Below are 6,867 nucleotides of genomic sequence, written 5' to 3'. Positions count from 1 at the left end.
GAGCCAGTCTGCCCGGTGCTGGTCCGTGATGAACAGCAGGAAATTCGGTTTGCGCATCTGTTCTCCGGATCAGCCCGCTTCGTCCATGTGTCGATCGGCTGCGTTCTTGCTGATGTTGGTGAAAAGTTGCTCCACCCTTTGCAGGGGCAACAATCCGTGCTCGCGCATGAGAAATTCGGCGCGAGTTCCCTGCCCTCGTCGCAAAGCGTCGACGACCCGGATATGGTCGCGCTGGGCGTCGATCAGGGCGTCGTGCCCCTCCTCGTTCGGCAGGAAATGCAATAGCGGCGCAGACCGAAACGGATTGCGCACCATCAGCCGTTGCAGTGCGGCGTTGCCGGCGAACGTCGCGATCGAGGTGTGAAAGCGGTTGTTGATCCGTGCGAATTCGCGAAACGTCTCGGGATCGTGGCGCTTTGACGCGATGAGCTCTGCGATCCCGTCGAGACAGTCCTGCAACGTAGCGTCCTGTTCGGGCTCGAGGCCCTTTTCTGCGAGTAGCCGCGCTGCCATTCCTTCAAGTACGGCGCGCACTTCCATGATCTCGCGCATATCCTCGATGGAAAACCGCCGGACGCGAAAGCCGCGATTGGGCTCCCCTTCCACAAGGTCTTCCCTTTCGAGCGTCGCCAGTGCCAGCCGGATCGGTGTCCGTGACACGGCCAACCGCGCAGCCAGGCCGGTCTCGGTCAGCCTCTCCCCCTGAACGAGCGTCCCATTCATGATGAGTTCGCGCAGCTTGCCAGTCACTTCCTCAGTGCTATTGGCCCCACTTACAACCTCAGAATGCATGCAATTTGCCCGTCGAGATGTTTGTAACTTGACCATTTTCGCCGTTAAAGAGAAAAATGCAACCCCTCTCCGGTTGAATTGCATGCAATCCTGTGCGACCTTTCGTCTACGGACGTGCTGGAGGAGCGGCGCTGTCCCCGATGGGAGGAAGTCTATGAGACAGATTACGGGTAAACTGGTTGGCGTGATTGCCGCCGTCAGCTTGTCGTTTGCGGCGCCTGCCGCGCTCGCGGAAACGGTGATGATAGAGACCGGAACGTCGGCTGGATTGACGACACTTATCCCGCAGCTGCTGGCCAAGTCGCTGTCCAGCGAGGGCGTGGAATTCCGGATCAATGCGGACCAGACATTGACCCGCTCCGCCCTCAGCCTTGGCGCGGGCCGCATTGACGCGGCCATCGTCCCGCCACCGGCCTATAACGCAATGTCACGCGGGGTCGGTCCCTATCAGGACAGCGCAGATCAGGCCAAGGAAGCCGCTTCCGGCCTGCGAAGCCTGTTTCCCTTCGCCGGAGGCGTCTTTCATCCCATCGTCTGGGCCGATTCCGGGATAGAATCCTGGGAGGACATGAAGGGCAAGCGCATTTTCATCGGCCCGCCGGCCGGTTCGGCGAACCAGCAGATCACGACGTTGATCAGGCTGGCGAGCGGCGGCTTTGAACCTGAGCAGGACTATACGCCTGTGCGGCTCGGCTGGGGCGCGGCCATCCCAGCCTTCCAGGACGGGCAGGTCGACGTACTTGTCATGTCGGCGCCAGCCGGTGGCGCCGCGATCGAACAGATCGGCCTGCAGCGCAAGATTCGACTGATCGGCGTACCCGCCGATGTCCTTGATACCGAAGAATGGGCCCAGCAGCTGGAAGTCACCGGCGAGACGAATGCGACCATAGCGGCTGGAACCTATTCCGGTCAGATCAACAGCGATCAGGAGGTTGCGGTTCCCGCCTATGCCATGGTCTTCGCCGTGAACGAGACTATGGACGACGACCTCGCCTACATGATCACCAAGACCTACTGGGAGAACATTGACGAATACAAGAAGTCCGTCGCTGAACTGGCTCAATTGCCGACAAACGAGCCGTTGGCCGGCAACAACATTCCTCTGCATCCGGGTGCTGCGCGCTACTACCAGGAGAACGGGATCACCATTCCCGAACAACTGATGTCGAACCAGTAGCCGAACCTGGCACCAGCCGCCGATCCCGCCCAGCGCGAAAACCCGAGAGCCACACAGATGCAGGACACCCGACCCGAAGTGCCTCGTTATGACTTGCGCCTACGCGTCGCTTTGATCTTGTCATTCGTGATGGCTCTCATTCCGCTCGCGCACAAAATGCCGGCGATCGGCCCACTACCCAGCCTCGGGCCGTTCGAGGCGGAACCATTTCGCGCGAGCGTGATGGCATTTTGCCTGCTCATCTGCATCATTCTGCAGCCCCTCGGGCAGGATCGCGGGGGAAAGGCGCGATCACTCGGCCTCCTGGCTGATGCGGTGCTGCTCACGGTGGGGCTCTGGGCCTGCTGGCGCTTCTATGTTGACGTCACCGCGATGCACACCAGCATCGCCTTCTTCGAGGAGTGGCAAGCCTGGACAGCGCTCGGCGCGTGTGTCGTCTTGATCATCATGACGTGGCGCATCTGGGGCGCCGCGCTGGCCATTGTCTCATCAACTGCGCTTGCATGGTTTCTGTGGGTTTTCCGCGACGACTGGGTGCAAGCGGCCACGGAAAACTTGTGGCTCGTGCTTGATGACGGCGTGTTGGGCAATGTCACCGACATCGTACTGAGTACAGTCTTTCCGTTCATCATCCTGGGCGCCATGCTTGAGGGGACGGGTGCCGGCGGGTCGATGATCCGTGTCTCCTACCATCTCATGCGCCGCTTCAGGGGCGGCCCGGCGCACGCTGCAATCCTGGCGTCCGCGCTTTTTGGATCAATCTCCGGCTCGGCAGTCGCCAACGTGGTCGGCACCGGCGTGATTACAATCCCGCTGATCAAGCGAAGGCGCTTTTCTCCGGAGTTTGCTGGCGGCGTGGAAGCGGCCGCTTCTACCGGCGGACAGGTCATGCCGCCGATTATGGGCGCCGCCGCGCTCGTGATGGCGGACCTGCTGGGGCTCAATTATCTCCTGATCATTACGGCCGCTCTTGTCCCGGCACTCGCTTATTACGGCGCACTGTTTGCCTCGGTCATATTCGAGTGCCGGCGTCTCAATGTCGAAGTCGCGGAAACCGTTGAGGCCGACCTGGCCGTCAGTGCGCAGGATTGGAGCAATCTTATCCTGGTCGTCGCGCCAGTGTTGGCGATTGTCACCAGCCTGCTCATGGGGATGTCGCCAACGGGAGCGGCGCTATCAGCGCTTGCTTTGCTCATACCTTTGAGCTTTCTCAATCCGGAGGTACGCCGACGGCCATTTGCCCTTGTTGTGGCGTTTGCTCGAGGTGGGCTCAGCTTTGCCAAACTGATGATGGCGGTCGGCGCTATTGGCATCGTTATTGCCTCGATGTCGTCCACCGGGCTACCCACCACATTCGCACTCCAGCTTGACGCAATCTCCTCCAGTAGCCTCTTCATGGCGCTGATCGTCGCCGCGCTTGGTTGTATCGCGCTGGGCATGGGCATGCCCACGCTTCCCGCCTATTTGACGATCATCATCATCAGCGGCAGCTCCATGATGGCGCTGGGCCTGGCACCACTGACAGCACACTTCTTCGTCTTCTATTTCGGTGTTGCGTCCGCAATCACGCCACCGGTGGCCATTGCCGCCTATGCGGCCGCTTCAATCTCCGGGGGAAACCCCCTCCGCACAGGCACGGAAGCAGTTCGTATCGGCGCTGCGATCTTCGCCATACCATTCATGTTCACGTTCAACCCCGAAATGCTCGTGGTCAGCCAGGCGGCGGCTGATGTCGGGCCGGCGGCGGTGCTTCTCGTCATCTTCCGCACTGGGCTCATGATCTGGATGCTGACCTCGGCGGCCAACCGTTTCGATGCGAGACAGCTGCATCGCTGGGAAATTGCGTTGCGTCTGGCATTGGCCGTCGCGCTGATCGTTCCGGCTCCCCCGGTTCATTGGGTGGCCATTGTCGTGACACTGGGCCTGGTCGTCTGGCATCGCTATTGGCCCAGTATCAGCGCCGCGCGCGGGGCGTCGTCCTGAACCGGAGCGCAGAGGGCTATACGGCGGGGTTGGCTTCGGGCCCGACGCCGTTTTGAGGCGGGCTGATATGATTGGCAGTCTGGACTTGGTCCAGGCCACTTATGAGATCTCCTCCGAACATAACGGTCGCAGTCTGCTCGCACGGCCCGTCCCCGATGTTCAATGCACGGAGGCCGAGGGCTTTCCATGTGCCTGCACCTATTTGGCCATTGATCTGCCATACAATATGGCCCGGGCGTCTTCTGTTGCCGAAGTCAGTGATTTTTCAGCTCGCCTCATTGCCGCCAGGTCCATTCGCGTAGTCGGGCCGAACACCGAAAGGCCTGCAACCATCCGACCGGTTTCTGCCAATACCGGTGCGGCGACTGCCGTGATGCCATCCTCCCGCTCACCCAGATTGAACGAGAACCCGCGCTGGCGAGCCACATCGATCTCGTCCTGAAGCTGGGTCCGGTGGGTGATGGTCCGTCCGGTCATGGCATCGAGGCGAACACTGGCGAGATAGCGCGCCCGTTCGCTGGCGCTGATATGGGCCAGCCACATTTTGCCATGGGCAGTGCAATAGGCTTCCAGTCGATCGCCAACGCGAATATCGACGGACAAGGAACGCGGAGGCATGGCGCGCGCTATGCAGACCACCATGCCGGCCTGGTAGATCGTAGCCATGCTGGCTTCACCCAGATCGGCCGTGAGGTCGTCGAGCACCGGCTGCAGCCACTGGCCCAGTCGATCCTCGTCGCGCGCCCGATCACCCAGGTCGACCAAGGCATAGCCGAGGCGATAGCTGCCCTTGGCGACCTGCACCAGCGCGCCTTCGGCCTCGAGCGTCTTCAGAAACCGGTGCGCGGTAATCGCATTGAGCCCAAGCTCCCTGGTCACCTCGTTGACGCCGATCCGTGACCGCCCGCGGCCGAGCAAGCGCAGGATGTCAAAGGCCCGCGCCACCGAATTGTTGAGCTGCTGCGCCATCGGCTGATCCTCTCACTTCTCAAATATAGACATGTCCAGCGATGCCTATGCACGCCACTGGCGTCCTCCTTCCGGCCAGAGGCTCCCGGAGCCGTCCGAAACAACGCCACCTCAAGACGGTTTCGCCCGGAAACCCGGGTTCTCCGACCGCGCCGGTTACGCGGCTTGACAGGCCCTACTATCCCCATCACGCTTTTAGTGGAATTCAATAAACTATAATAGATAAATGAAGCAAGATCCCCCTACTCTCACTGCTGGCGGCGCCCTGCTGGCGCGGCTCAAGACCATTGGCGTCGACTATATCTTCGCCAATTCGGGCACCGATTTTCCGCCCATCATCGAGGGTCTGGCCGAGGCCGCCGCGAAAAGCGTGCCGCTGCCGCAGGCGCTGGTCATGCCGCATGAAGGCGCCGCCATGGGCATGGCGCATGGCTATTACCTCGCCACCGGCAGATCGCAGGCGGTCATGGCCCATACCAATGTGGGCCTGGCCAATTGCGCCATCGGCGCCATCAATGCCGCGGTCGAGAACGTACCCGTGCTGCTGTTTTCCGGCCGCACGCCGACCATGGAGCAGGGCCGGTTCGGGGCCCGCACCGTGCCCATCGGCTGGGGCCAGGAAATGCGAGATCAAACAGCGCTCGTCCGCGAGGCCAGCAAATGGGACTATGAATTACGCTTCCCCGAGCAGGTGGGCGAACTCGCCGACCGCGCCCATGCCATTGCAAATTCGACGCCTAAGGGACCGGTCTATGTCGCCCTTCCCCGCGAGGTGCTGTGCGAAGGCTATGCCGGACCAGATGTTGCGCGTCCACTCAGCATGCAGCCAGCGCCGATCTCGGCTGACCACCGACAGATTGCGGCTCTTGCCGAGCGCGTTGCGGCAGCAAAATTCCCGGTGATCTTCGCACAGCATGGCGCGGGCAATGCCGAGGCCTTTGCCACCCTCTCGGCCATGGTTGAGCGCTGGGCCATACCGGTATGCCAATACTGGGCGGTGCAGCTTGCTTTGCCGACGGATCACCCCATGAATGCGGGTGGCAATCCGGCACCTTTGCTTGCCGAGGCCGACCTCGTCATCGTGCTCGACAGTCTCGCCCCTTGGTCGGCGCAGGCCCATGCCGTCCGCGACGACGCCACTGTGGTCCATATCGGCCCCGATCCGCTGAAGGCCCGCACGCCGATCCGCAATTTCCGCTCGGACCTGTCCATTGTCAGCGAATTGCCCGATGCGATTTTGGCGCTGACTGCGGCGCTCGAAGACTTGCACCCGGGCGAAAGCGTCGCGGCGCGCAGAGATGCGACTGTCGTGAAAAACGCCCAGACGCGCCTATCCACCCTCGCCCGCGCCGAAGCCGGTCGCGATGGCGTCATGAGCGCCGATTATGTCGCCAAGACTGTTTCTGACGCCATTGCCGGTCGGAACGCCATTCTCCTGTCAGAGCGCGGTTGCCCGATGGGGGCAATGACGCTCGGCCATCACCAGGCCTGGTATCAGGAGCCGCATGCCGGTGGGCTTGGCTGGTCCTTTCCGGCAGCGCTCGGCATGCAACTGGCCGACCGCGAGCGGCTGGTCGTCGCCACGATGGGCGACGGGTCCTATATGTTCGCCAATCCGGTCGCCTGCCACCAGATCGCAGAGGCGCTGGAGCTGCCATTGCTGGTCGTGGTCATGAACAACAAAGAATGGGCGGCAGTGCGCCATTCGGTCACCGACCTCTATCCCGATGGCTATGCGACGAAGGCCAACCAGATGCCGCTGACTGCGCTCTCGCCCTCGCCCGATTTCGTGCAGGTCGCGCGCGCCAGCCGCGCCTTTGCGCAAAAGGTCAACAATGCCGACGAACTTGCCGAGGCCCTGCCCCGGGCGCTCGCCCACATCGCGGAACATCGAGGCCTGGCGCTGCTCGACATCACCATGGGCAACTAGAACAAGACGAGGAGGC

The 6,867-nt window shown here is 61.9% G+C and carries 5 protein-coding genes; 3 read left to right on the top strand and 2 right to left on the bottom strand.

The features are described from left to right. Nucleotides 1–69 precede the first annotated feature (69 nt). The gene (locus QZ564_RS09465) at nucleotides 70–876 is read right to left on the bottom strand and encodes a GntR family transcriptional regulator (RefSeq protein WP_297108384.1); all 807 of its coding nucleotides are present in this window, start codon (nucleotides 874–876) and stop codon (nucleotides 70–72) included. A gap of 70 nt (nucleotides 877–946) precedes the next feature. On the opposite strand from QZ564_RS09465, the gene QZ564_RS09460 reads away from it, so the two are divergent. Together QZ564_RS09460 and QZ564_RS09455 are read left to right on the top strand one after the other, a co-directional pair. Continuing rightward, on the top strand, nucleotides 947–1,969 hold the full coding sequence (locus tag QZ564_RS09460; protein WP_297108381.1) for a TAXI family TRAP transporter solute-binding subunit: 1,023 nt from the start codon (nucleotides 947–949) through the stop codon (nucleotides 1,967–1,969). A gap of 57 nt (nucleotides 1,970–2,026) precedes the next feature. Then, on the top strand, nucleotides 2,027–3,952 hold the full coding sequence (locus tag QZ564_RS09455) for a TRAP transporter fused permease subunit (RefSeq protein ID WP_363311895.1): 1,926 nt from the start codon (nucleotides 2,027–2,029) through the stop codon (nucleotides 3,950–3,952). A gap of 198 nt (nucleotides 3,953–4,150) precedes the next feature. On the opposite strand, the gene QZ564_RS09450 is transcribed toward QZ564_RS09455, so the two are convergent. After that, nucleotides 4,151–4,921: an IclR family transcriptional regulator gene (locus QZ564_RS09450; protein ID WP_297108374.1), complete on the bottom strand. Its 771-nt coding sequence runs from the start codon at nucleotides 4,919–4,921 to the stop codon at nucleotides 4,151–4,153. A 226-nt stretch (nucleotides 4,922–5,147) separates the two neighbouring features. Between QZ564_RS09450 and QZ564_RS09445 the strand changes: the two genes are divergently transcribed. After that, nucleotides 5,148–6,851 (top strand): thiamine pyrophosphate-requiring protein, encoded by a 1,704-nt coding sequence (locus QZ564_RS09445; protein WP_297108371.1) that lies wholly within the window; start codon nucleotides 5,148–5,150, stop codon nucleotides 6,849–6,851. Nucleotides 6,852–6,867: the final 16 nt, after the last annotated feature.

Source organism: uncultured Devosia sp. (genome assembly GCF_913055165.1).
Taxonomy (GTDB): Bacteria; Pseudomonadota; Alphaproteobacteria; order Rhizobiales; family Devosiaceae; genus Devosia.
This window is presented reverse-complemented; position numbering and strand designations above follow the sequence as displayed.

Excerpts from the sequence above, each read along its gene's own strand:
- QZ564_RS09455 (WP_363311895.1), top strand. The coding sequence starts at position 2,027 with ATGCAGGACACCCGACCCGAAGTGCCTCGTTATGACTTGCGCCTACGC.
- QZ564_RS09450 (WP_297108374.1), bottom strand. The coding sequence starts at position 4,921 with ATGGCGCAGCAGCTCAACAATTCGGTGGCGCGGGCCTTTGACATCCTG.
- QZ564_RS09465 (WP_297108384.1), bottom strand. The coding sequence starts at position 876 with ATGCAATTCAACCGGAGAGGGGTTGCATTTTTCTCTTTAACGGCGAAA.
- QZ564_RS09460 (WP_297108381.1), top strand. The coding sequence starts at position 947 with ATGAGACAGATTACGGGTAAACTGGTTGGCGTGATTGCCGCCGTCAGC.
- QZ564_RS09445 (WP_297108371.1), top strand. The coding sequence starts at position 5,148 with ATGAAGCAAGATCCCCCTACTCTCACTGCTGGCGGCGCCCTGCTGGCG.